This is a genomic window from Caballeronia sp. LZ016, assembly GCF_031450805.1.
Classification (GTDB): Bacteria; Pseudomonadota; Gammaproteobacteria; order Burkholderiales; family Burkholderiaceae; genus Caballeronia.
On record NZ_JARTVY010000001.1, the window covers coordinates 987153 to 1010393 of the forward strand.

Annotated in this window: 24 protein-coding genes and 1 riboswitch; of the genes, 16 read left to right on the forward strand and 8 right to left on the reverse strand. The window is 64.2% G+C overall.

The window, feature by feature from the left end; translation table 11 throughout:
* Positions 1–45: 45 nt before the first annotated feature.
* Positions 46–975: a LysR substrate-binding domain-containing protein gene (locus P9220_RS04665; protein WP_309763807.1), complete on the reverse strand. Its 930-nt coding sequence runs from the start codon at positions 973–975 to the stop codon at positions 46–48.
* Positions 976–1162: 187 nt separating this feature from the next.
* Between P9220_RS04665 and P9220_RS04670 the strand changes: the two genes are divergently transcribed.
* The 11 genes from P9220_RS04670 to P9220_RS04720 all read left to right on the forward strand — a co-directional run bounded on the left by P9220_RS04670 (position 1163) and on the right by P9220_RS04720 (position 12335).
* Positions 1163–1558 (forward strand): CidA/LrgA family protein, encoded by a 396-nt coding sequence (locus tag P9220_RS04670; RefSeq protein ID WP_404980441.1) that lies wholly within the window; start codon positions 1163–1165, stop codon positions 1556–1558.
* Positions 1559–1575: 17 nt separating this feature from the next.
* Positions 1576–2298 (forward strand): LrgB family protein, encoded by a 723-nt coding sequence (locus tag P9220_RS04675; RefSeq protein WP_309763809.1) that lies wholly within the window; start codon positions 1576–1578, stop codon positions 2296–2298.
* Between the two features lie 59 nt (positions 2299–2357).
* A riboswitch (S-adenosyl-L-homocysteine riboswitch) is annotated at positions 2358–2472 on the forward strand.
* A gap of 32 nt (positions 2473–2504) precedes the next feature.
* The gene (gene ahcY / locus P9220_RS04680) at positions 2505–3926 is read left to right on the forward strand and encodes an adenosylhomocysteinase (RefSeq protein WP_309763810.1); all 1422 of its coding nucleotides are present in this window, start codon (positions 2505–2507) and stop codon (positions 3924–3926) included.
* Positions 3927–4017: 91 nt separating this feature from the next.
* Positions 4018–4371 (forward strand): phage holin family protein, encoded by a 354-nt coding sequence (locus tag P9220_RS04685; protein ID WP_309763811.1) that lies wholly within the window; start codon positions 4018–4020, stop codon positions 4369–4371.
* Positions 4372–4399: 28 nt separating this feature from the next.
* Positions 4400–5239 carry a methylenetetrahydrofolate reductase [NAD(P)H] gene (gene metF / locus P9220_RS04690; protein ID WP_309763812.1) on the forward strand — a complete coding sequence of 280 codons (840 nt, stop codon included), beginning with the start codon at positions 4400–4402 and terminating at the stop codon, positions 5237–5239.
* 236 nt (positions 5240–5475) lie between these two features.
* Positions 5476–7107 carry an ABC transporter substrate-binding protein gene (locus P9220_RS04695; protein WP_309763813.1) on the forward strand — a complete coding sequence of 544 codons (1632 nt, stop codon included), beginning with the start codon at positions 5476–5478 and terminating at the stop codon, positions 7105–7107.
* Positions 7108–7229: 122 nt separating this feature from the next.
* Positions 7230–8240 (forward strand): ABC transporter permease subunit, encoded by a 1011-nt coding sequence (locus tag P9220_RS04700; RefSeq protein WP_309763814.1) that lies wholly within the window; start codon positions 7230–7232, stop codon positions 8238–8240.
* An 8-nt stretch (positions 8241–8248) separates the two neighbouring features.
* Positions 8249–9166 (forward strand): ABC transporter permease subunit, encoded by a 918-nt coding sequence (locus P9220_RS04705; RefSeq protein ID WP_309763815.1) that lies wholly within the window; start codon positions 8249–8251, stop codon positions 9164–9166.
* A gap of 1 nt (position 9167) precedes the next feature.
* Positions 9168–10199 carry an ABC transporter ATP-binding protein gene (locus P9220_RS04710; RefSeq protein WP_309763816.1) on the forward strand — a complete coding sequence of 344 codons (1032 nt, stop codon included), beginning with the start codon at positions 9168–9170 and terminating at the stop codon, positions 10197–10199.
* Positions 10196–11200 (forward strand): peptide ABC transporter ATP-binding protein, encoded by a 1005-nt coding sequence (locus P9220_RS04715; RefSeq protein ID WP_309763817.1) that lies wholly within the window; start codon positions 10196–10198, stop codon positions 11198–11200. The genes P9220_RS04710 and P9220_RS04715 overlap by 4 nt, the downstream gene beginning before the upstream one ends.
* Positions 11145–12335, forward strand: a complete 1191-nt coding sequence (locus P9220_RS04720; protein WP_404989525.1) for a TraB/GumN family protein — start codon at positions 11145–11147, stop codon at positions 12333–12335. The genes P9220_RS04715 and P9220_RS04720 overlap by 56 nt, the downstream gene beginning before the upstream one ends.
* 105 nt (positions 12336–12440) lie before the next feature.
* On the opposite strand, the gene P9220_RS04725 is transcribed toward P9220_RS04720, so the two are convergent.
* From P9220_RS04725 to pxpB, 5 genes are all read right to left on the reverse strand, one after another.
* Entirely contained in the window at positions 12441–13397 is a 957-nt protein-coding gene (locus tag P9220_RS04725; protein WP_309763818.1) for a DUF979 domain-containing protein, read from the reverse strand.
* Entirely contained in the window at positions 13394–14113 is a 720-nt protein-coding gene (locus tag P9220_RS04730; protein ID WP_309763819.1) for a DUF969 domain-containing protein, read from the reverse strand. Before P9220_RS04730 ends, P9220_RS04725 begins: the two co-directional genes overlap by 4 nt.
* Before the next feature lie 128 nt (positions 14114–14241).
* The gene (pxpA, locus tag P9220_RS04735) at positions 14242–14988 is read right to left on the reverse strand and encodes a 5-oxoprolinase subunit PxpA (RefSeq protein WP_309763820.1); all 747 of its coding nucleotides are present in this window, start codon (positions 14986–14988) and stop codon (positions 14242–14244) included.
* Positions 14989–15021: 33 nt separating this feature from the next.
* Entirely contained in the window at positions 15022–16053 is a 1032-nt protein-coding gene (locus tag P9220_RS04740; RefSeq protein WP_309763821.1) for a biotin-dependent carboxyltransferase family protein, read from the reverse strand.
* Positions 16050–16703 carry a 5-oxoprolinase subunit PxpB gene (gene pxpB, locus P9220_RS04745; RefSeq protein WP_309763822.1) on the reverse strand — a complete coding sequence of 218 codons (654 nt, stop codon included), beginning with the start codon at positions 16701–16703 and terminating at the stop codon, positions 16050–16052. Before pxpB ends, P9220_RS04740 begins: the two co-directional genes overlap by 4 nt.
* 172 nt (positions 16704–16875) lie before the next feature.
* On the opposite strand from pxpB, the gene P9220_RS04750 reads away from it, so the two are divergent.
* Positions 16876–17388 carry a winged helix DNA-binding protein gene (locus tag P9220_RS04750; protein ID WP_309763823.1) on the forward strand — a complete coding sequence of 171 codons (513 nt, stop codon included), beginning with the start codon at positions 16876–16878 and terminating at the stop codon, positions 17386–17388.
* Positions 17389–17401: 13 nt separating this feature from the next.
* On the opposite strand, the gene P9220_RS04755 is transcribed toward P9220_RS04750, so the two are convergent.
* Positions 17402–18019: a 5-formyltetrahydrofolate cyclo-ligase gene (locus P9220_RS04755; RefSeq protein ID WP_404989544.1), complete on the reverse strand. Its 618-nt coding sequence runs from the start codon at positions 18017–18019 to the stop codon at positions 17402–17404.
* Between the two features lie 8 nt (positions 18020–18027).
* Between P9220_RS04755 and P9220_RS04760 the strand changes: the two genes are divergently transcribed.
* From P9220_RS04760 to P9220_RS04775, 4 genes are all read left to right on the forward strand, one after another.
* Positions 18028–19995, forward strand: coding sequence for a transglycosylase SLT domain-containing protein (locus P9220_RS04760; RefSeq protein WP_309763825.1), 1968 nt, complete (start codon positions 18028–18030; stop codon positions 19993–19995).
* Positions 19996–20103: 108 nt separating this feature from the next.
* Positions 20104–21060 carry a complex I NDUFA9 subunit family protein gene (locus P9220_RS04765; RefSeq protein WP_309763826.1) on the forward strand — a complete coding sequence of 319 codons (957 nt, stop codon included), beginning with the start codon at positions 20104–20106 and terminating at the stop codon, positions 21058–21060.
* A 12-nt stretch (positions 21061–21072) separates the two neighbouring features.
* The gene (locus tag P9220_RS04770; RefSeq protein ID WP_309763827.1) at positions 21073–21696 is read left to right on the forward strand and encodes a glutathione S-transferase family protein; all 624 of its coding nucleotides are present in this window, start codon (positions 21073–21075) and stop codon (positions 21694–21696) included.
* Entirely contained in the window at positions 21693–22928 is a 1236-nt protein-coding gene (locus tag P9220_RS04775; RefSeq protein ID WP_309763828.1) for a multifunctional CCA addition/repair protein, read from the forward strand. The genes P9220_RS04770 and P9220_RS04775 overlap by 4 nt, the downstream gene beginning before the upstream one ends.
* 112 nt (positions 22929–23040) lie before the next feature.
* Here the strand turns inward: P9220_RS04775 and P9220_RS04780 are convergent, their stop codons facing one another.
* Positions 23041–23235, reverse strand: coding sequence for a DUF2905 domain-containing protein (locus tag P9220_RS04780; protein WP_309763829.1), 195 nt, complete (start codon positions 23233–23235; stop codon positions 23041–23043).
* Positions 23236–23241 lie beyond the last annotated feature (6 nt).

A 23241-nucleotide genomic window follows, 5' to 3' on the forward strand; every position in this document is an offset into this window, starting at 1 on the left:
TCCCCGCGCCGGGCCGCCATTCGCGGCTGCGGCGCGGTTTTCGTTTCAGCGGCGTCTGCGCGCGAAGCCATCGGCCATGAAGTCCTGGTCCAGATTCGCCGGCAAGGTTTCGCGCGCGACTTCGATCCACGCGCGCGCCGCATGCGACAGATACCCGTTGCGCCGCCAGCCGACCGCCATGTCCCAGTGAATTTCGGGCGCGACGACCGGGCGGCACGTGAATGCCTCCGCGTCGAGGCGGCGGCAATACGGCGCGGGCAATAGCGCGATGCCGACGCCCGCCTGCACCAGCGCCGCCATGAAATCCCAATGTCCGCTGCGGCCGACGATCGTCGGCGAAAAGCCCGCCTCCCGGCACGCGTGCAGCACCACGTCGTTGAGCGCGAGGCTCTCGCCATAGAACACGAAAGGCTCCGCGGCGAGATCGGCGAGCGGCACTTCGTCGACTTCGTCCCAGCGCGAGCCTTTTTGCGCGACCAGCCACAGAATCTGGCGGCTGACGGGCAGCACGTCGAACATTTCGGTATCGACCGGCTGCAGGACGCCGCCGAGTTCCAGTTCGCCGTCGATCAGCGCGGCTTCGATCGCCTTCGATCCGCGCTCGAACAGTTTCAGCTCGACTTTCGGATACCGCTTTCGGAACGCCGCGATGGCCGGCGTGAAAAGCGAGCCGCCCATCGGCGGAATGCCGATAGTGAGCGTCCCGCGCCCGAACGTGCCGAGGTCGTTCAATTCGGCCTCGAGCCGGGCGTGCGCCGCGAGCACGTCGACGCCGCGCTGATAGACGATCTGCCCGGCGTCGGTCAGCACCATCTGCCGGCCCTCGCGCAGCAAAAGCGGCGAGCCGATTTCGTCTTCGAGCGCCTTGACCATCTTGCTGATGGTCGGTTGCGTGACGAACATGTGCTCGGCGGCCGTCGTGAAACTCTTCTGCTTCACCACTTCAACGAAGTAACGCAGCGCACGCAGTTCCATTTCGGCCTCCGGATTCCATTCAGGAATGATGTGGATAAGCTTAAGTCATTTTTTTTATGGGAGGAGTGCCCATATACTCGGACTACAGGTTAACCCTAGTCATATTCCTAATCCGGAACTCGCCATGTCCGCCGTTCTTTCGCATCAGACGCCGTCCAGCAACGCCCGCGCTTCGGCAGCGCGTTTCATGCGCGTTGCGGTGCAGTCGGCGGGCATCGCCGGCATCTGGTTCGCGGCGGATTTCGTCGCGCGCACGCTGGCGCTGCCGGTGCCGGGCGGCGTCATCGGATTGATCGCGCTGCTCCTCCTGCTGATGTGCGGCGGCGTGGCGCCGCGCTGGGTCAAGGCGGGCGCGGACTGGCTGCTCGCCGACATGCTGCTGTTCTTCATTCCGGCAGCGGTCGCGGTCGTGCAATACGGCGGTCTGTTCAGAGAGGAAGGCTGGCGGCTCGCGCTGGTTGTCATCGGTGGAACGCTGATGGTGATGATCGCCGTGGCGTTCGCCGTCGATCGCGCTGCGCGGCTCGAACGCCGTCTCGCGCTGCGACGCGCGCGCGTCGCACGGCACGCGGCCCGCGCCTGACCGTCGTCCACGCACCGATGAATCACTTCTACGCATCCCTTTTCCATGACGACGCCGGCCGCCTGATCGCGGCCGCCTGCTTCGTGCTGACGGTCGCGCTGTACTTCGCGTCCAAGCGCCTCTACGCGCGCTACAAAAGCCCGTGGCTCACGCCGCTCCTCGCGGTTCCGGCGGTGCTCGCGCTGATCGTCGTGACCGCGCGCATTCCGTATTCGGTCTACTTCGCCGACACGCGCTGGCTGATGTGGCTGCTCGGCCCCGCGACCGTCGCGTTCGCCGTGCCAATCTACGAATATCGCGGGCTGCTGAAGCGCCACTGGATTTCGCTGACGGTCGGCGTGACGGTCGGAATTCTGGTGGGCGTCGGCGGATCGCTGGCGCTGGCGAAGCTGCTGCATCTGTCGCCGGAACTGCAGCGAAGCCTCGCGACGCGCTCTGTTTCCACACCGTTCGCGCTCGCCGTATCCGACAAGATTCACGCGTCGAAGGATCTCACCGCGCTTTTCGTGATCGCCACAGGCGTGTGCGGGATGCTGTTCGGCGAACTCGTGCTCGCGCTCGTGCCGCTGCGCACGCGGCTCGCGCGCGGCGCGCTCTTCGGCGCGGCGGCGCACGGCGTCGGCACCGCGAAGGCGCGCGAACTCGGGAGCGAAGAGGGCGTCGTCTCCAGCCTCACGATGATGATCGCGGGTGTCGTCATGGTGCTGCTCGCGCCGCTGCTTTCCGCGTTGCCATTCTGAGCGAAATCGGCCAATCAAGAGCCAAACCATCTCAAAAGACTTTGCTACAATCGACCCTCGCCCCCGAGGAGCGTTGCGACGGATGACCCGCTGAAAAGCATCATTCGCCAGGCTCGGAGGCATTCAATCCGGAAGGCCTTCCAAGCCACCGCATTCGAACGGCGCTCACGTCAACATTTCTAGTCTTTTTAGAAAAGGAGGGCGTGATGAACGCCGCAGTTCTCGATTCCCAAAACACCAAGGATTTCGTCGTCGCCGACATGTCGCTCGCCGCATGGGGCCGCAAAGAGCTCGACATCGCCGAGACGGAAATGCCGGGCCTCGTGCAGATTCGCGAAGAATACAAGGCGCAGCAGCCGCTGAAGGGCGCGCGCGTCGCCGGTTCGCTGCACATGACCATTCAGACCGGCGTGCTGATCGAAACGCTGAAGGCGCTGGGCGCGGACGTGCGCTGGGCGTCGTGCAACATTTTCTCGACGCAGGATCACGCTGCCGCGGCAATCGCCGATGGCGGCACGCCGGTGTTCGCGTTCAAGGGCGAATCGCTCGACGAGTACTGGGAATTCTCGCACCGCATCTTCGAATGGCCGAACGGCGAATTCGCGAACATGATTCTCGATGACGGCGGCGACGCCACGCTGCTGCTGATCCTCGGCTCGAAGGCGGAGAAGGATCGCTCGGTCATCGCCAAGCCGACGAACGAAGAAGAAGTCGCGCTGTACAAGTCGATCGAGCGCCACCTCGACGCCGATCCGACGTGGTATTCCACGCGCCTCGCGCACATTCAGGGCGTGACGGAAGAAACGACGACGGGCGTGCATCGCCTGTATCAGATGGAAAAGGAAGGCCGTCTGCCGTTCCCTGCCATCAACGTCAATGATTCGGTCACGAAGTCGAAGTTCGACAACCTGTACGGCTGCCGCGAGTCCCTCGTGGACGGCATCAAGCGCGCGACGGACGTGATGATCGCGGGCAAGATCGCGGTCGTGGCCGGCTACGGCGACGTGGGCAAGGGCTGCGCGCAATCGCTGCGCGGTCTGGGCGCGACGGTGTGGGTCACCGAAATCGATCCGATCTGCGCGCTGCAGGCGGCGATGGAAGGCTATCGCGTCGTGACGATGGAATACGCCGCCGACAAGGCCGACATCTTCGTGACGGCGACGGGCAACTACCACGTCATCAATCACGACCACATGAAGGCGATGCGCAACAACGCGATCGTCTGCAACATCGGTCACTTCGATTCCGAAATCGACGTTGCGTCCACGCGCCAGTACACGTGGGACAACATCAAGCCGCAGGTCGATCACATCATCTTCCCGGACGGCAAGCGCATCATTCTGCTGGCCGAAGGGCGTCTCGTGAACCTCGGCTGCGCAACGGGCCATCCGTCGTTCGTGATGTCGAACTCGTTCACGAACCAGACGCTCGCGCAGATCGAACTGTTCACGCGCGGCGACCAGTACGAGAACAAGGTCTACGTGCTGCCGAAGCATCTCGACGAGAAGGTCGCGCGTCTGCACCTCGGCCGCATCGGTGCTGAGCTGACCGTGCTGTCGGATGAGCAGGCAGGCTACATCGGCGTCGAAAAGAACGGTCCGTTCAAGCCGAACCACTACCGCTATTAATTAACGCGGCAAACGCGACGGCTGTCGCGCGCGGGCGCCTCGTGCATCCGCGCGCCGCTGCGCCCGACGACGACCATCCCGGAGAACTTCGATGACCGTGCTGCTGACATGGCTGATCAACGCGCTCGCGCTTCTGATCATCACCTATCTGGTGCCGTCGATTCACATACGCAGTTTCGGCACGGCGCTCATCATCGCGGTCGTGCTGGGGCTGATCAACGCGGTGCTGCGCCCGGTCCTCATCGTCCTGACGCTGCCGGTCACCGTCCTCACGCTCGGCCTCTTCATCCTCGTGGTGAACGCGCTGTGCTTCTGGCTGTGCTCGTCCTTGCTGAAGGGCTTCGAAGTATCGGGATTCTGGTCCGCGTTCTTCGGCTCGATTCTGTACAGCATCGTGTCGTGGCTTCTGTCGGCGCTCATCTTCGGGCAGCGCAACTTCGGGTAGCCGCCGCGCTTCTCGCGCACACATCAACATGAAACCGATCGAACTCTCATTCGAGTTTTTCCCGCCGAAGACGCAGGAAGGCGTGGACAAGTTGCGGGCTTCGCGCGCGCAGCTGGCGAAGCTCTCGCCGAAGTTCGTCTCCGTGACCTTCGGCGCGGGCGGCTCCACGCAGCAAGGCACGCTCGACACGGTGCTCGAAATGGCGGCGGAAGGCTTCGAGGCGGCGCCGCATCTTTCGTGCATCGGCTCGTCGAAGGAAAGCCTGCGGGCGATTCTCGGCGCGTATCGCGAGCACGGCATTCGCCATATCGTCGCGCTGCGCGGCGATCTGCCTTCGGGCATGGGCGAAGTCGGCGAACTGCGCTATGCGTCCGAGCTCGTGGCGTTCATTCGCCAGGAGCACGGCGACTGGTTCCACATCGAAGTCGCTGCGTATCCGGAGTTTCATCCGCAGTCGCGTTCGCCGCGCGTCGATCTCGAGAACTTCGCGCGCAAAGTGAAAGCGGGCGCGAACGCGGCGATCACGCAGTACTTCTTCAACGCGGACGCGTACTTCGAGTTCGTCGACGAAACGAAGAAGCTGGGCGTCGATGTGCCGATCACGCCGGGCATCATGCCCATCACCAACTTCTCGCAACTCATGCGCTTCTCCGACATGTGCGGCGCGGAAGTGCCGAAGTGGATCGCGCGCCGGCTGGAAAGCTATGGCGACGATCGCGAGTCGATCCGCGCGTTCGGCCTCGACGTGGTGACGGGCCTGTGCCGCCGTCTCGTCGATGAAGGCGCACCGGGGCTGCATTTCTATACGTTGAACGGTGCGGCCGCGACGAAGACCATCTGCGAGCGCCTCGGCTTCGGCAAAGCCTGATCCTCGTTGTCTGCATCACCCGCGCGGCGTTCGTCGCGCGGTTCTTCTTCCCTCCCGAATCAACGCCTGCGCCTCACGGCTTCGCTCGCGGCGAAACTGGGGAAAACCGCGTATCCACGTCATATTTGTTCGTGCTAGTGTTGCGCCCGGTTTTTTCGTCCGCTAACAAGGCGGAGGACGCGATCAAGTAAGATCGCGCTACGCTGGCCAGAAGCCGGCACTGACCTGGAGGAAACATGAATAAGAATGGCCTGTTGCGAGCCGCCCGCTTGTCGGCGCTCATGGGCGCTGTCGCTACGGCAACGCTGTTCGCGGCGAGCGCTGCGAACGCGGCAATCCCGAACAAGACACTGATTTACTGCTCCGAAGGCAGCCCCGCCGGTTTCGATCCCGCGCAATACACCACCGGCACCGATTTCACCGCGAACACGTTCACTGTGTACAACCGCCTCGTGGAATTCGAGCGTGGCGGCACGAAGGTCGAACCGGGCCTCGCCGAAAAGTGGGAAGTCTCGCCCGATGGCCTGACTTACACGTTCCATCTGCGCCACGGCGTCAAGTTCCAGACGACGTCCTACTTCAAGCCGACGCGCGAATTCAACGCCGACGACGTGCTCTTCACGTTCAACCGCATGCTGGATGCGAATCATCCGTTCCGCAAGGCGTACAACGTGCAGTTCCCGTACTTCACGGACCTGGGCCTCGACAAGCTGATCGCGAAGGTCGACAAGGTCGATCCGTACACCGTCAAGTTCACGCTGAAGGAAGTGAGCGCGCCGTTCATCCAGAACATGGCGATGGAATACGCGTCGATCCTCTCCGCCGAATACGCGGACAAGCTGCTCAAGGACGGCAAGGCCGCGGACATCAATCAGTATCCGCTCGGCACGGGTCCGTTCATCTTCCGCAGCTATACGAAGGACGCGACCATCCGCTTCGACGGCAATCCGGACTACTGGAAGCCGAACGCGGTGCAGATTTCGAAGCTCATCTTTTCGATCACGCCGGACGCCGCCGTGCGCGTGCAGAAGCTGAAGAGCAACGAATGCCAGGTGATGAGCTATCCGCGCCCGGGCGATATCTCGGCGCTGAAGTCCGCATCGAATGTGGATACGCCGTCGCAGGCCGGCTTCAACGAAGGTTACGTCGCCTATAACGTGACGAAGAAGGACCTCGGCAACGCCGATGTTCGCCGTGCGCTCGACATGGCCATCAACAAGAAGGCGATCATCGATTCCGTGTATCAGGGCGCGGGCCAGGCGGCCACCGCACCGATGCCGCCCACGCAGTGGTCCTACGTCAAGAATCTGAAGACGAACCCGTACGACACCGCGAAGGCAAAGGAACTGCTCTCGAAGGCCGGCTTCCCGAACGGTTTCGAAATCACGCTGTGGGCCATGCCCGTGCAACGCGCATATAACCCGAATGCCCGTTTGATGGCCGAAATGATCCAGGCCGACTGGGCGAAGATCGGCGTGAAGGCGAATATCGTTTCGTACGAGTGGGGCGAGTATCTGAAGCGCGCGCACGCGGGCGAACACGATGCCATGCTCATCGGCTGGACCGGCGACAACGGCGATCCCGACAACTGGCTCGGCACGCTGCTCGGCTGCGACGCCGTGAAGGGCAGCAACTTCTCGAAGTGGTGTTACAAGCCGTTCGACGATCTCGTCGTGAAGGGCCGCTCGACCACCGATGTCGCCGCGCGCACGAAGGCTTACACCGACGCGCAGCAGATCTTCGCGCAACAACTTCCGTTCTCGCCGATCGCGCATTCGACCGTCTATCAGCCGGTCAGCAAGAAGGTGACGAACATGAAGATCGAGCCGCTCGGCTACGTGCGCTTCGATGGCGTCGGCGTGCAGTAAGCTAGTCGACGGAACGCTTTTTGCGCTTGTAAATAATTAGTCGAAACATGGCCGGCGGCGCGGATCGAACGATCCGGCCGCCGGTCACGTATTGATCCCACGAACGATATCAAAGGGCGATCATGTTCCGATTCGTTTTGCGACGCATAGGAATGGTGATACCGACGTTCATCGGCATTACGATTCTCGCGTTCGCACTCATCCACCTGATCCCGGGCGATCCCATCGAAGTGATGATGGGCGAGCGGGGCGTGGACCCGGCAATGCACGCCGAAGCCATGAAGCGCCTGGGGCTCGACCAGCCGCTTCCGCTCCAGTACCTCACGTATGTCGGCCATGCGCTCAAGGGCGATCTCGGCACGTCCATCATCACGAATACGAGCGTGATGGGCGAGTTCATGGCGCGCTTTCCGGCCACCGTCGAGCTGTCCATTTGCGCGATGATCTTCGCGCTCGTCGTCGGCTTGCCGGCTGGCGTCGCGGCGGCGCTCAAGCGCGGCACGGTCGTCGATCATGGCGTGATGGGCACCGCGCTCACCGGCTATTCCATGCCGATCTTCTGGTGGGGCCTGATCCTCATCATGTTCTTCTCCGCGAAGCTCGGATGGACGCCGGTATCGGGCCGCATCGCGGTGGAGTACGACATTCCGCACGTCACGGGCTTCATGCTGATCGACTCCCTCTTCTCGACCGATGAAGGTGCGTTCACATCGGCGTTGTCGCATCTGATCCTGCCGACCATCGTGCTCGGCACGATTCCGCTCGCGGTCGTCGCGCGCATGACGCGCTCTTCGATGCTCGAAGTGCTGCGCGAGGACTACATCCGCACGGCGCGCGCGAAGGGCTTGTCGCCGTTGCGCGTGGTCGTCGTGCATGCGCTGCGTAACGCGCTGATTCCTGTCGTCACCGTGATCGGCCTGCAGGTCGGCACGCTGCTCGCGGGCGCGGTGCTGACCGAGACGCTGTTCTCGTGGCCAGGCGTCGGCAAGTGGCTGATCGACGCCATTTCGCGGCGTGACTATCCGGTCGTGCAAGGCGGCATTCTGATGATCGCGTCGCTCGTGATCGTCGTGAACCTGGTCGTCGATCTGCTCTACGGCGTGTTGAATCCGCGCATTCGCCATACTCGCTGAGGAACACGATGGCCGACATTCAAAACAATCTTCCGCCCGGCGCGCTGACGCCGCCGTCGGGCCGCATCGTCGCGGCGCGCGAGTTCTGGGCGAACTTCTCGCGCAATCGCGGCGCCGTTGCGGCTGGCGCGATCGTCATCGCGCTCATCTTCGTCGCGATCTTCGCGCCGCTGATCGCGCCGCATAGCCCGATCGAGCAATACCGCGACTTCGTGAAAATTCCGCCCGCGTGGCTCGAAGGCGGCAATCGCATGTTTCTGCTCGGCACCGACGAAGCGGGCCGCGACATCCTTTCGCGCCTGATGTACGGCGCGCGGCTGTCGTTCTGGATCGGCTTCGTGTCCGTGGTGCTCGCGCTGATTCCGGGCGTCGTGCTCGGGCTGATGGCCGCGTTCTTCAACTGGCTCGATACGCCGATCATGCGCGTGATGGACGTGCTGCTCGCGCTGCCCTCGCTGCTGCTCGCGGTCGCCGTCGTGGCCATCATCGGGCCGGGCCTCGTCAATACGATGCTCGCCATTGCGATCGTCGCGCTGCCGGGTTATGTGCGCCTCACGCGCGCTTCCGCGCTGGGCGAGCTGCAGAAGGAATACGTGACGGCATCGCGCGTCGCGGGCGCGGGCACCGTGCGGCTCATGTTCTCGCAAGTGCTGCCGAACTGCGCCGCGCCGCTGATCGTGCAGGCGACGCTCGGTTTCTCATCCGCCATTCTGGATGCCGCCGCGCTCGGCTTTCTCGGCCTCGGCGTGCAGCCGCCGGCGGCGGAGTGGGGCGCGATGCTGGCATCGGCGCGCGATTACATCGAAAGCGCATGGTGGATCGTGACGATGCCCGGTCTCTCTATTCTCATCTCGGTGCTCGTCATCAACCTGCTCGGCGACGGGCTGCGCGACGCGCTCGATCCGAAATTGAAACGGATGGGATGACATGAACGATTTATTGACTATCCGTAACCTGCAAGTCACCTTCGGCGGCACGCAGGCCGTCGATCGCATCAGCCTGTCGGTGGCGCCCGGCGAAGTGGTCGGCGTCGTCGGCGAATCCGGTTCGGGCAAGAGCGTCACGATGATGGCGCTGATGGGCCTCATCGATGCCCCCGGCAAGGTCACTGCCGATCAGGTCACCTTCGACGGCCGCGACTTGCTGAAGGCGTCGGCGCGCGAGCGTCGAAGGATCATCGGGAAGGACATCGCGATGGTGTTTCAGGATGCGCTCACCAGCCTGAACCCAAGCTATACCGTCGGCTATCAGATCAAGGAAGTGCTGAAGCTGCACGAAGGCTTGCGCGGCGATGCGTTGCACAAGCGCGCGCTCGAACTGCTCGACCAGGTGGGCATTCCGGATGCGAAAAGCCGCATCGATGCGTTCCCGCATCAGATGTCGGGCGGCATGAATCAGCGCGTGATGATCGCGATGGCGGTCGCGTGCAATCCGAAGCTGCTCATCGCCGACGAACCGACCACCGCGCTCGACGTGACCATTCAGGCGCAGATCATGGAACTGCTGGTGCGCCTGCAGAAGGAACGCGGCATGGCGCTCGTGCTGATCTCGCACGATCTCGCGGTCGTGTCGGAAGTGGCGCAGCGCGTGGCGGTGATGTACGCGGGCGAGATCATCGAAACGAATCATGTGCCGGCGATCTTCAGCGAGCCGCATCATCCGTACACCGAAGCGCTGCTCGCCGCGATTCCCGAGCACAGCCGGGGCGCGGCGCGTCTTGCGGCGTTGCCGGGCATGGTGCCGGGCCGCGACGACCGGCCGAGCGGGTGCCTCTTCGCGCCGCGCTGCAAGTATGCCGTCGACGATTGCTGGAAGGGACGGCCGCATCTTTATCAACTGGACTGGAACGATCCGGCCGTGCGTGCGCGCTGCATCAAGCCGCTCAATGTCGCTCGCGATGTCGAGCAGGCGGTGCGCGAGGAGCGTGAAGCACAGATCGTCGGGGAGGGTGCGCGATGAATGCAGTACCGAAGGAACTCAGTCGGGACATCGTGCTCGCCGCCGACAAGCTCACGAAGCATTACTCGGTCAAGCGCAGCATGTTCACGCAGGGCACCGTGAAGGCGCTCAACGGCGTGTCGTTCGAATTGCAGCGCGGGCGCACACTGGCGGTCGTCGGCGAATCGGGATGCGGCAAGTCCACGCTCGCCCGTCAGTTGACGATGATCGAAACGCCCACGTCGGGCCGGCTGCTGATCGAAGGCGAGGACGTGGCGGGCGCGAGCAAGGCGAAGATCGCCGAGTTGCGGCAGCGCGTGCAGATGGTGTTTCAGAACCCGTTTGCGTCGCTGAATCCGCGCAAGACGGTGGAGCAGACGCTCGGCGAGCCGCTCGCGATCAACACGAAGCTCTCGTCGACGGAACGCGCGGAACGCATCGCGAAAATGATGCGCACCGTCGGCCTGCGGCCCGAACATGCATCGCGCTATCCGCACATGTTTTCGGGCGGGCAGCGTCAGCGCGTGGCGATTGCGCGCGCGATGATTCTCGATCCGCAGATCGTCGTGGCGGACGAGCCGGTGTCGGCGCTCGACGTATCCATTCAGGCGCAGATTCTGAATCTCTTCATGGATCTGCAGCAGGAGTTCGGCACGAGCTACGTGTTCATCTCGCACAACCTGTCGGTCGTGGAGCATATCGCCGACGACGTGATGGTGATGTACTTCGGCGGTATCGCGGAACTCGGCGACAAGAAGACCATCTTTGCGAATCCGCGCCATCCGTACACGCGCTCGCTGATGTCCGCGACGCCTGCGCTCTTCGAGGAAGACCGCCGCATCAAGATCAGGCTGCAGGGCGAAATGCCGTCGCCGCTGAATCCGCCATCGGGCTGCACGTTCCATCAGCGTTGCCCGTATGCGATCGAGCGATGCCGGGTGGAGGAACCGGCGCTGCGCGTCGTCGATGGCCGCCAGGTGTCGTGTCATCGCGCCGAGGAGGTCGGTGAAGGCGAAGCCTGAATCGCAGGCGGCGCGCCGGTTGATCGACCGGGCGCGCCGCTTCGTGTCCTGTGGCATGGCGCTGCTCGCGCGGCGTGCTGGCGTCGTGGCGTACGCAATGGCGCTGTGGTTCACGCTGTCGCTTGCGTTGTCGACGGCGGCGTTCGCGGTCTCCGGATCGCGCAGTCCGCCAGGCGGCACGCCTCAACCCGCAGGCGATGCAAGCGCGACGGATGTGCCCGCATCGATTGCATCGCCCGCGACGCCGCCGAGAACCGACCGCTCCGACGGCACGACGGCAAGCGGCCCCGTCCGTGCGCAACCGCCGCGCATGCCCTTTTACGTTGCGACGAAGGGCGCGACGACGATCTATCTGCTCGGCACGCTGCACGTCGGTTTCCCGACCGACTATCCGCCCGAGCAACCGTTTCGCAGACCGATTCTCGCGGCGCTGTATGCATCGCCGACACTGGCGCTCGAAATCTCCCCCGACGAACTGCTGCTCGCGCAAGACGACGTCAACCGCTACGGCATGTGCCGCAGCGAATGTCTGATCGACTATCTGCCGGATTCAATGTGGAGAAAGGTCGAGGCGCGCATGCGCGGCAATCCTGTTGCGCTGAAGAACCTGCGGCATACGAGGCCGTGGCTCGCATCGATGCTGATCCAGACCTATGACACGCTGAAGGCCGGGTTCCAGAGCGAATACGGCACGGAGGCGCAATTGCAGAACGTCTATCTGCGGGTGCGCGGGAAGATAGTGGGGCTGGAGACGCTGAACGAGCAAATATCGACGTTTACGCATCTTTCGTCGGCGCAGCAACGCGAGATGCTGGCGCAGGATCTCGTGCAGACCTCGGCGGAGAATGTGGCCGATGTGAAGGAGTTGCATCGGCTATGGCGTATCGGCGATGCGGACGCGCTGAAGGCCTGGGACGATGCGAAAAGCAGCAAGCTCGCGCGGTCGAAGACGCTGGCGGCGCAGGTGGATAACCGCGTGGTGTATGAGCGCAACCGGCGATTCGCGCAGCGGATGGTGACGCTGGCCGCGCCCGATCGGCCGGTGTTCGTCGCGATCGGGGCGTTGCATCTTGGAGGGGAAAGGGGCGTGCTGGAGTTGTTGAGGAGGAGGGGGTTCGTGGTGGTTTCGGGTTAGCCTTTCAGCAACCGGGACCGGCTGCTTCGACCGTTGCCGATGGCGTCACCGCGTTGCAACGGCGCGCGCAACCTCACTCGACACGCGCCGTTTCTCAGTGCCGCTTCAAATAAACATCAGCCAGTTCAACAGAAAAATATTCACGACCAGCAGCGTCAGCGCAGTCGGCACCTGCACCTTGATGACCGCGTTCTTGTCGGGTAACTCGAGCAGCGCCGCAGGCACGATGTTGAAATTCGCGGCCATCGGCGTCATCAGCGTGCCGCAGTAGCCGGAGAACATGCCGATGGCGACCATCGTCGCGGGATTGCCGTGGAAGACGCCGACGAGAATCGGCACGCCGACGCCGCCCGTCATCACCGGAAACGCGGCGAAGCCGTTGCCCATCACCATCGTAAAGAGCGCCATGCCGATGCAGTACACGGCCACCGCGACGAGCCGATAGTCGAGATTGACGTAAGCCGTCGTCACGTGCGCGACGGCCTTGCCGACGCCCGCATCCGAGAACACCAGCCCGAGCATGCCGAGCATTTGCGGCAGCACGGCGGCCCACGACAGCGCATCGATCAGGCGGCGCGCCTCGCGCATCGACTGGCCGACCGTATCGCGCGTCATCACGCACGCGACAGCCAGCGCGATCACGCAGCCGATCCCGAAGCCGATCAGCGTCACGTTCTTCAACTCGATCAGCGGCCTGCCGCCGAACACGAGATGGCTCGCACCGAGCGTCAGGATCACGGTGACGACGGGAATCGTCAGCGCGGGCACGAAGAGCTTGTTGCCGAGACGCACGGCGCTCTGGCGGCGCGTTTCTTCGGAGAGCATCTTCGGCTTCGCGCCGGTGACGCCGCCGAGGCCCGCGATCAGCGCCATCGCCACGACGAGCACGCCGACGACCGACACCGGCAGCCAGTCCCCGATCAGGAAGATCAGCGCGTACACGAGCCAGAACACGCCCGCCGTCAGCCGGCGCGGATGCGACTTGTCCGTGAGGATCATGCCCGCGACGACCACGAGGACGATGCCGACGAGATAGAAGAGATAGTTGATCGTGAGCGTCATGCTTTCTCTCCTGCGACATTGCGCGTGAGCGCATCGAGTTCGCGCGTCAGTCGACGGTCGAGCAGCCAGAGGCGAAAGCCGTGGATCAGGAACGCGCAAATGGCGGTCGGGATGCCCCAGACGGCCACGTGCATCGGCTCGACGATGATGCCTGCCTCCTTCAGGAACGTGACCATCAGCACGATTGCGCCGAACGCCACGAAGATGTCCTCGCCGAAGAACAGGCCGACGTTATCGGTTGCGGCGGAGTACGCGCGCAGCTTGTATCGCACCGCGTCGGACAGCTTGCCGTAGCGCGCTTCCGTCGCGCCTTCGGCCATCGGCGCGAGCAACGGCCGCACCATTTGCGGATGACCGCCCAGGCCCGTCAGGCCGACGGCCGCCGTCAGTTCGCGCACCAGCAGATAGACGATCAGCAGACGCCCCGCCGTCGCCGCGCGGATGCCCGAAATCCAGATCTGCGCGCGTTCGCGCAGTCCGTGCCGCTCCAGCAGGCCGATGACCGCGAGCGGCAACAGGATGATGAGCGGAATGTTTCGCGTCTTGAGAAAGCCGTTGCCGATGGCGCTCAGGATGCGCTCGGGCGGAAAGTGCGCCGCGAATCCGGTGATGATCGCGGCGGCGGCTACGATCAGCATCGGATTGAAGCGCAGCACGAAGCCCACGATGATGACGGCCACGCCGATGAGCGGCCATAAACTGACTGGGGTTGCCATGAGATCTCCAAACGAACATGGATAAACACACCGCGCCTCGAACCGGGCGCGTGGTCGACTGCGCGGCTCTCGTGGCCGCTTGCTAAAACGCCCCGCTGGGCGGGGCGTTCAATGCTCGGTTACGGCCTTCAGGCGGCGCCGGCGGCGCGCACGCCGATGCCCGCGACGGCCAGTGCGCCACGAATGCGCCGCGCGAACGCGAGCGCGTGTTCGCCGTCGCCATGCAGGCAGATGGTCTGCGCATTGAGCGGCACCCATTCGCCCGATACCGCCTGCACGCGCTGCTCGCGCACCATCGAAAGCGTGCGGTCGAGCACGACGTCTTCATCGTCCAGCAGTGCGCCCGGCTCCTTGCGCGGCACGAGAGAACCATCGGCGCGATAGCCGCGATCCGCGAACACTTCTTCGACCGCGCGAAGCCCCGCGCGCTTCGCGGCATCGACGAGACCGCTGTTCGCCAGCCCGAAGACGAGCAGCGTCGGATCGAAATCGCGCACGGCGGCGACGATCGCATCGGCGATCTGCGGCGTTCTCGCGGCCTGGTTGTACAGCGCGCCGTGCGGCTTCACGTGCGCGATGCGCCCGCCTTCCGCTTTGGCAATCGCAGCCAGCGCGCCAAGCTGATACAGCACGCCCGCGTAAATCTCTTCGGGCGGCAGGTCCATTTCCTTGCGGCCGAAGTTCTCCGGATCGTTGAAGCTCGGATGCGCGCCGATCGCCACGCCCTTCGCCACCGCCCAGCGCACGCAATCGCGCATCGCGGTGGCGCCGCCCGCATGCCAGCCGCACGCGATGTTCGCGGAACTCACGAGGTCGAGCAGCGCTTCGTCGGAGCCGCAGCCTTCGCCGAGGTCGGCGTTGAGATCGATTTCCATGTTAGTCGTCGAGAGAGTCGTTGGGTTGGTGCGTCATCGCGCGATGCGCTCCTCGTGCATCGCGATGGCCGTTTCCACTTGCGCTACGTACTGCCGTTCTTCAGCGAGCGCGTGCCGCGCTTCTTCCACCGAGGTCTCGATGAAGCGCACGCCTCCGTTGAGCCGTGCCTGCGCGAGCTTCCACAAGTCGGCGCGGATGACCGCGCCGATCTTCGGATAACCGCCGGTCGTCTGCGCATCGCCCATCAGGATGATCGGCTGCCCGTTCGGCGGCACCTGGATCGTGCCGGGCAAGACCGCATGAGAGAGCAGCTCCGTCCGGTCGCGGCGCTCGAGCGGTGTGCCCGCGAGCCGGAAGCCCATGCGGTTGCTGTTCGGCGTGATCGTCCATTCCTCGTTCCAGAAGTCCTCGTGCGCCTTGTCGCTGAAGCCCGCATATTCCGGACCGCGCAGCACGCGAATGGGCGCCGCCCAGGCGAGACCGGGCGCGTGCCGGCCGCGCCGCACGGGTTCATCCACGAGAACGAATTTGCACCACGCGGGCGCCTTGACGCCGAAGGCCGGTTCTTCCGGCGAGAACGCGATGCCCTTGCGCGGCTGGGGCACGCCGACCGGCAAGCGGTCGCCGTCGCGCAGCGCCCGCCCGCCGAGTCCGCCGAAGCACGCGCCGAGGTCGGTGCTGCGCGAACCGAGCATCGGCAAAACGTCGATGCCGCCCGCGATGCTCACATAGCAGCGCATGCCGCGCTTCGCCGCGCGCAGCGTCAGTTCCTGGCCCGCGCGCACCGGCAGGCTCCACCACGAATAGACCGGCGCGTCGTCGAGCGTCGCGCCGAAGTCGGTGCCCGTGATGGCGATGCGCGTCGCGCGCTTGAAGCGCAGGACGGTCGGCCCGAACGTCACTTCGATACCCGCCGCATCCGGCCGGTTGCCGACCAGCCGATTGCCGATTTCCAGCGACAGCGAATCCAGCGCACCGCCCGAACTGACGCCGAGATGGCGATACCCGTGGCGGCCCAGATCCTGCACCGTGGACAGCACGCCTGCGCGAATCACGTCGATCATGCGCGGACCTCCAGCGCCGTGAAGCGGACGCGGTCGCCAGGCTGCATCAGCGTCGGCGGATTGCGCGACGGGTCGAAGAGCCTGAGTTCGGTGCGGCCGAGCAGTTGCCATCCGCCCGGCGACACAGCCGGATAGATGCCCGTCTGCGCCCCGCCGATGCCCACCGATCCGGCCGGCACTTCGAGGCGCGGCTCGCGGCGGCGCGGCATGTGCAACGCGGGATCGAGCCCGCCGAGATACGCGAAGCCCGGCTGGAAGCCCAGGAAGAACACGATGTATTCGGCTTCGGTGTGCCGCTTCACGACTTCATCGATGGACAGCCCCGCGTACTTCGCCAGCTCGGCGAGATCCGGGCCTTCCTCGCCGCCGTAGCGGACCGGAATCTCGATCTGCGCGCCGGGCTCATCGGCGCTGCCGGCGGCGTCCCATCCCGCTTCCAGTTGCGCGGCGAGGCTTGCATAGTCGGCTTCGAGCGGATCGAAAACGATCGTCAGATTGTTCATGCCGGGCACGACTTCGACGACATGCGGCATCAGGCGCGCGCGGTCGGCCAACGCCCAGATGCGCCGCTGGCAGTCGATCGTGGCGGGCGGCGCGGCTTCGCAAACAAGCGCGCTGTCGCCCAGCGGATGGATTCGTGGTGGTGTCATGGCTTCCAGTCTTGCGTCGGCACGGCGCGAAGAACGCGTTTCTCTTCGCCGCGTCGTGCACACGATGTTACATTGTCAATAAATTATCAAGAAGTTATCAATACGCGTTTGTCTGGAGTGTGGCGCACGTGGGTTCCGCTAGACTCCGGTTCAATTTCCAATGGTCATCGCCATGTCGCGTCACCCTGCCAAGATTGTGTCGTCCGAACATCTCGTCTCCGAAACCAGCGCGGAACTGTCCGAGTTCGAATACGCGCTCATCATGGCGAGCAACGCGTTCAATCGATGGATGGTGCGCTGCATGTCCGCGGCCGGCGCGAAGGACATGACGGCGGTGGAAGTGTCGCTGCTGCATCACGTGAACCATCGGGATCGCAAGAAGAAGCTCGCCGATATCTGCTTCGTGCTGAATATCGAGGACACGCACGTCGCGACTTATGCGCTGAAGAAGCTCGTCGCGCGCGGCTATGTGACGAGCGAAAAGACCGGCAAGGAAGTGTTCTTTTCCGCAACGCCCGAGGGGCGCGAGTTGTGCGGCAAATACCGCGAAGTGCGGGAAAGCTGCCTGATTTCGGCGCTTCGCGAGAGCGGATTGACCAACGAGCAGATCGGCGAGGCCGCGCAACTCATGCGCAACGCGTCCGGTCTCTACGACACCGCCGCGCGCGCGGCGGCATCGCTCTGAGCGCGACCGGCGGTCAGTAAAGCGCGGCTTCGGTGACGATCGCATCGAGCGGCATGTCGTGCGATTCGCGCGGCAGCGCATCGAGCTTGCCCGCTTCATACGCGATGCCGATCGTGACCGGCTTCTTCGCGACCGGCCACGCCGCGAGCGTGCGGTCGTAATAGCCGCCGCCATAGCCCAGCCGATAACGGTCCGCATCGAAACCGACGCACGGCACGAGCAGCAGTTCCGGCGCCACGACGCGCTCCTCCTCGGGCACGGGGATTCGATAGCGGCCCGACTTCATCGGGGAATCGGCGCGCCACGCGTGGAAGGCCATCGGTGCGTGAGGCTGGACGACGATGGGCAGCGCGGCTTCTCGCGCCTCATCCGCGGCGAGCCACTCGGCGAGTACGGCGCGGGCGTCGAACTCGCCGGCCACCGGCCAGTAGAAGCCGATGCATCCGACCGCGCGTGCTTCGAGCACCGCGCGAAGGCGCGCGGCCAGCGCGGCATCGGCGTGCGCGCGGGACGGCTCTTCCTGCTTGGCTTCGCGGGCTGCGAGCAGCGTCGCTCGAAGGGTGCTTTTGGGTTCCGCGCAAACGTTGCGTGCTATGCTTTGGACCGATCTTTGGACCACCTCGCGCTCCAGTAATAACGATGTCAAAACGCCTCAACCGAGTATATCTCGCGGCCGGTTACGCTCTTGCCGCCGCGACGCTCGTCGCTTGCGCAACGGCCACCGCCGTCCCGCCGGACGCCGACTTCTCGCCGTCCTCCGACGACCGCATTTTCATGCAATTGCGCGAAGCCTCGCGCGCGAACGATGCAGGCCGCGCCGCTTCGCTCGCCTCGCAGATTCCGAATTATCCCGCGCCCGGCTACATCGAATATTTCACGATCAAGCCGCAGCTTTTCGATGCGCAAGGCCACGCGCGCCCCGACGCGCCGGACGCGCCCGTGCTCTCGTTCCTGCAGCGCTACGACGGCCAGGCCATTGCCGACCGCATGCGCAACGACTATCTCGTCGTGCTCGGCGGCCGTCACGACTGGCGCAACTTCGAGCAGCAGTATTCGCGTTTCGTGCTGAACGACGACACGCAGGTCAAGTGTTATGCGCTCGAAGCCCGCATGTCGCGCGGCGAGAACGTCGCGGATGCGGCGCGCGCGCTGCTCGTCGATCCGAAATGGTACGGCGACGGCTGCGTCGATCTGATCGCCGCGCTCGCCGAGTCCGGCCAGTTCACGAGCGACGACATCTGGCAGCAGATCCGCCTCGCCTACGAGCAGAACTACACGACGACCGGCGCGAATATCGTCGATGCGCTCGGTCAGGAAAGGCCGAAGCCCGAACTGCTGGACAATGCCGTCAGCAAGCCGCCGCTCTATCTCGCGCGGGGCGTCATGCCGAACACGCCGGCGCATCAGTTGACGCTGCTCGCCGTCACGCGCCTCGCGCGCAACGATCCGGCAATGGCCGCCGCCACGTTCAGTTCCGTCGCGCCGAGCCTCACGCCTGCCGAGCGCGCGATCGGCTGGGGCGCCATCGGCTATCAGGCGGCGTTGAAGCGCATGCCGGCGGCGGCGGACTGGTATCGGCTGTCGGCGAATGCGCAGTTGTCGAATCCTGCGTACGAATGGCGCACGCGCAGTGCGCTGCTCGCCGGCGACTGGAACATGGTGCGGTGGTCGGTCGAGCAGATGCCGCCGACGCTGCGCAGCCAGCCCTCGTGGACCTACTGGCATGCGCGCGCCGTGAAGCAGGCCGGCGACACCGCCACGGCGAATCAGGAGTTCCAGAGCATCGCGGATCAATACAACTTCTACGGCCAGCTCGCGCTGGAAGAACTCGGCCAGAAGATCACGGTGCCGCCGCGCACGACCGTATCCGATGCGGAAATCGCGCAGATGCAGTCGGTGCCGGGCTTCGCGCTGTCGCAGCGTTTCTATGCGCTCAACATGCGGCTGGAAGGCAATCGCGAATGGAACTGGCCGCTGCGCAGCATGACCGACCGGCAATTGCTCGCCGCGGCGCAGTACGCGAAGCGCATCGAACTGTTCGACCGTACTGTGAACACCGCCGACAAGACGAAGGCCGAGCATGACTTCTCGCTGCGGTATCTCTCGCCGTTCCGCGAGATCGTCGAGCGCGATGCGCAAAACACCGGGCTCGATATCGAATGGGCGTACGGGCTGATCCGCCAGGAGTCGCGCTTCATCATCAACGCGCGGTCGGAAGTCGGCGCGGGCGGCCTCATGCAATTGATGCCCGGCACAGCGCAACTGGTCGCGAAGAAGATCGGTCTCGGGCCGGTGTCGCGCGCGCAGATGAACGACATCAACACGAACATCCTGCTCGGCACGAATTACCTGTCGATGATCTACAATCAATTCGATAACTCGCCCGTGCTCGCCACCGCTGGCTACAACGCCGGTCCCGGACGGCCGAAGCAATGGCGGCAGGATTTGCGGGCGCCCGTCGAGGGCGCGGTTTTTGCTGAAACCATTCCGTTTTCCGAGACGCGCGATTACGTGAAGAACGTGCTGTCGAACACCGTGTATTACGCAGCGCTGTTCGAAGGCCGTCCGCAATCGCTGAAGGCGCGGCTGGGTTATATCGCGCCGTAAGCGCATTCACACGACGCCGCGCGTTTCGAGACGCGCGGCGGCTCGTCTTCGCATCTGTCTGCGCATCGTCAGCCGCAATCGGCAAGCCGTGATATCCAAGAGGCGAACATGCGACATCAAAACGTAGCGCTCATCGGCGGTTCCGGTTTCATCGGGAGCCATCTCGTCAACGCGCTCGTCGATCTCGGCAAGAACGTCCGCATCGCCACGCGGCGGCGCGCGAACGCGGCGCATCTGACGCTGCTTCCCGTCGATGTCCTCGAAACCGACGTGCACGATCCCGTGAAACTCGCCGGCTTCGTTGCGGAAGCGGACGCGGTCATCAATCTCGTCGGCGTGCTGCAGGGAAGCCGCGGCGACCCTTACGGCCCGGAGTTCGCGCGCGCGCATGTCGAGTTGCCGCGCAAGATCGCCGCCGCATGCGAGGCGAAGGGCGTGCGCAGGCTGATCCACATGAGCGCGATCGGCGCCGACGCGCACGGCCCGAGCATGTATCTGCGATCGAAAGGCGACGGCGAAAAACTGATCCGCGAGTCGGGTCTCGACTGGACGATCTTCCGAAGCTCGGTGGTCTTCGGTCCCGAGGACAATCTGCTGAATCAGTTCGCGTTCCTTCAGCGCATCTTTCCGGTGATTCCGCTTGCCTGCGCCGATGCGCAATTTCAGCCCGTCTTCGTCGGCGATGTCGCGAAGGCGATCGTCAATGTGCTCGACCTCGATGCAGCGAACCGCATGACCTACGAACTCGCGGGTCCGGGCGTGTACACGCTCGCTGAACTCGTGCGCTTCGCGGGCGCGACGATCGGACGGCGTGCGCGCATCATCAAGCTGCCGGAAAGCCTCGGCCGGCTACAGGCGATGACGCTGGAAATGGCGCCGGGCGAGCCGGTCATGTCGCGGGACAATCTCGATTCGATGAAGACGCCGAGCATCGCGAGCGGCCCGCTCGCGCCGGAACTCGGCATCGGCGAGCCGGCGAGCATCGAGGCGATTGCGCCGCTGTATCTCACCGGCAATTCGCCGCGTTCGCGCTTCAATACTTTCCGCGCCACGGCGCATCGATGAACTCGGAACCGCATGAAACTCGTTATCGGTGACAAGAACACTTCTTCCTGGTCCATGCGTCCGTGGGTGCTGCTCACGCACTTCGGCATTGCGTTCGACGAGACGCTGATTCGCCTTGGCCAGCCCGACACGAAAGCGAGGATTCTCGACGTCACGCCATCGGGCAAGGTGCCGTGTCTCATCACCGATAGCGGCGATGCCGTGTGGGAATCGCTCGCGATCATGGAAACGATCGCGGAAAGCCATCCGCAACACGCGATGTGGCCGCGTGACGCCGCTGCCCGCGCGCTTGCCCGCAGCATCAGCGCGGAGATGCACGCCGGCTTCGTGAACTTGCGTCAGAACATGCCGATGCAGATTGCCAATCATGCGCCCGGCATCGGTGCGACGCCGGCGACGCTTTTCGATATCGCGCGCATCGATGCAATGTGGAGCGACTGTCTCGCGCGATCGGGCGGACCGTTTCTGTTCGGTGACTTCGGCATCGCGGATGCGATGTACGCGCCGGTCGTCATGCGCTTCAATTCTTACGAGCCGGCGCTGAGCGAGGGATCGCGCGCGTATGCGCGCCGCGTGACGGAGTTGCCGGCGGTGGCTGCGTGGATCGACGATGCCCGCAAGGAAGCCGCGCGATGAATATCTACGCGGTAGGCGGCGCGATCCGCGATGAGTTGCTCGGCATGCCGGTGATGGATCGCGACTACGTGGTTGTCGGCGCGACGCCCGAGCAGATGGTGGCGCAGGGGTATCGACCGGTCGGAAAGGATTTTCCGGTGTTCCTGCATCCGCAGACGCACGAGGAGTATGCGCTCGCGCGCACCGAGCGCAAGACGGCGGCGGGGTATCACGGCTTCCAGTTCTACTATTCGCCGGATGTCACGCTCGAAGAAGATCTGGCGCGCCGCGATCTGACGGTCAACGCGATGGCGCGTGAAGTGACGCCGGCAGGCGAGCTGACGGGTCCGGTGATCGATCCGTTCAATGGCAGGGCTGATCTGGAGAACAAGGTCTTCAGGCATGTGGGCGATGCGTTCGTCGAAGATCCGGTGCGGATTCTTCGGCTTGCGCGATTCGCTGCGCGCTTTGCGGATTTCAGCGTCGCGCCGGAGACCGGGGCGTTGATGAAGAAGATGGTCGAGGCCGGCGAAGTCGATGCGCTCGTGCCAGAGCGCGTGTGGCAGGAAGTGTCGCGCGGTTTGATGGAGGCGAAGCCCTCGCGGATGTTCGAGGTGTTGCGCGGATGCGGTGCGCTTGCGCGGATTCTTCCGGAGGTCGATGCGCTTTGGGGTGTGCCGCAGCGTGCGGACTATCATCCGGAGGTCGACACGGGCGTTCATGTGATGATGGTGCTCGACTATGCGGCATCGCAGGGATTCACGTTACCGGTGCGCTTCGCCGCGCTGACGCACGATCTCGGCAAGGCGACGACGCCTGAGGATGTGCTGCCGCGTCATATCGGGCATGAGGGACGCAGTGTCGATTTGCTGAAGCCTTTGTGCGAGCGTTTGCGCGTGCCGAACGAGTGTCGCGATCTGGCGATGCTCGTCGCGCGTGAGCATGGGAATATTCATCGCGTGATGGATATGGGCGCGGCCGCGCTGGTGCGCTTGTTCGAGCGATCGGACGCGTTGCGCAAGCCGGCGCGCTTTGCGGAGGCGCTGCAGGCTTGTCTGGCGGATATTCGCGGAAGGCTCGGGCTCGAGGCGCAGCCTTATCCGCAGGCCGAGCGGTTGCGGGTTGCACTTGTCGCTGCTCGCGGGGTCGATGCCGGTGCCGTGGCTTTGAGGCTGGCTTCCGAGCCTTCCCGGATCAAGGATGCCGTGCATGAGGCACGGGTTGCGGCGGTGCAGGCTGCGGTTTTCTCCTGAATCTCTTTCATCGTCGAGCTCGTTATCGCGTCGGTCTATTGAGTCGCCCGCCCCGGGGAGAGGCGCACTAATAGACCGACACGAATACGAGTTCAACGCAAAACAAAAACACCTAAAGCGCCCGAGCAATCAAAGAAAGCAGAATAGAAAGCAAAAGCGTCGACATGAAGGGAAACGAGTACTCCCGCCCGAAGATGCGCAAATTGAAGTCCCCGGGCAACCGCCCGATGCCGAGCTTCCTGAGCCAAGGCCAGCACCCAGAAAGAATCACGAGCGCGATAAAAGTAGTGAGTACCCAGCGGATCATGGTCGA